Annotated in this window: 1 pseudogene; it reads right to left on the reverse strand. The window is 53.6% G+C overall.

Features of this window, described 5'->3' with window-relative positions:
• Positions 1–836 (reverse strand): annotated as a pseudogene (locus tag DWY55_RS21855) (hypothetical protein); the annotation flags it as partial.

Below are 836 nucleotides of genomic sequence, written 5' to 3' on the forward strand. Positions count from 1 at the left end.
CATGTCCAGGTGCGGGTACGGGTAGCGGATGCGGTTATTGTAGAAGTACCACCGGTACGCGCAATAGTAGTAGGATTAGCAGAAACGGAAACAGTCCAAGCACTCCAACTGCCATATTGCTTGCTGCCGGCAGACTGGGTAACGGTACAAGTGGCGGACTTGCCTTCATGAGTGGCAGTATAAGTCACACTGCGGGAAGATGCAGAAGTATTGTTGGCAGCCGTCACCGTAGTGCCGGAACGGGTGAAGCCGGTGGCACTACCGCTAATTGTCGGAGTAGCCTTTTCGGTATTGGTAACAGTTCCATTGGTCAGGACATCACGGACAGCAGAATAGGTCAGAGTTGACGTACCACCCGCAGCAGCGATGGTAGTCGGGTTGGCCGTAATGGTAACCTTCCAGGCACCATAAGTTATCTCGCCCGCAGACTGGGTGACCGTGCAAGTGGCAGTCTTACCACCATGGGTAGCAGTTACCGTACAGCTACGGGAAGATGTCGTGGTATTGTTGCTGGCAGTTAGTGTAGTTCCACTCAAAGAGAAGCCGGTACCGCTCGCGCTCAATGCAGGAGTACCCTTCTCTGACTCGGTACCACCGGAACCGGAAACACCGTTCCATGTCCAGGTGCGGGTACGGGTAGCGGATGCGGTTATTGTAGAAGTACCACCGGTACGGGCAATAGTAGTCGGATTAGCTGATACAGTAACAGTCCAGTCGCTCCAAGAAGCATACTGTTTACTACCTGCAGACTGGGTGACCGTACAAGTGGCGGACTTGCCTTCATGAGTGGCCGTATAAGTCACACTACGGGAAGAGGTCGTAGTATTATTGGCCGC

Source organism: Bacteroides sp. AF25-38AC (assembly GCF_003602995.1).
Lineage (GTDB): Bacteria > Bacteroidota > Bacteroidia > Bacteroidales > Bacteroidaceae > Bacteroides > Bacteroides uniformis.